Here is a 512-nt window from a genome sequence, read left to right as displayed (position 1 = left end):
ATCTGACCGGCGGTCAGGCCACCGATCTGGTCGTTGGTGAGCGAGCCGACCTGGGCAGCCGACAATGCGCCGATCTGGTCATCGGTGAATTTGGCAAGCTGGCCAGACGTGAAGGCGGTGATCTGCTTGGTCGTGACCTGCTTGAGCTGATCCGTGCTGAGCTTGCCAACCTGGCTTTCGGTGAGAGCCGCAATTACCTCATTGCTCAGACCGGGGATCGCCTTGGGGCTGAGGGCAGCGATTTCATCATCCGAGAACTTCTTGATGTCATCGGCACTCAGAGCACCGACCTGGGCCGCCGTCAGTGCGCCAGCCTGAGCAACGCTCAGACCTTCGAGCTGCGTGTCGCTCATGCCGCTGATCTGCGATGCCTTCAGACCGCCCACTGCAGCGTTGCTGAGTTTGCCGATCTGAGCAGCCGAAAGACCGGTGATCTGCGCGTCGGAGAGAGAACCGACCTGGGCTGCCGTCAGAGCACCCATCTGATCGTCGGTGAACTTGCCGAGCTGGCC

1 pseudogene is annotated in these 512 nt (G+C 61.3%); it reads right to left on the bottom strand.

Going from position 1 to position 512, the window contains the following annotated elements:
* A pseudogene (locus AC1DJO_RS29875) lies at positions 1–512 on the bottom strand (beta strand repeat-containing protein); the annotation flags it as partial.

The sequence above is a fragment of the Rhizobium sp. 05N430 genome, assembly GCF_056396985.1.
Note: the sequence above shows the minus strand (reverse complement) of the source record. Positions and strands in the feature narration are given on the sequence as shown.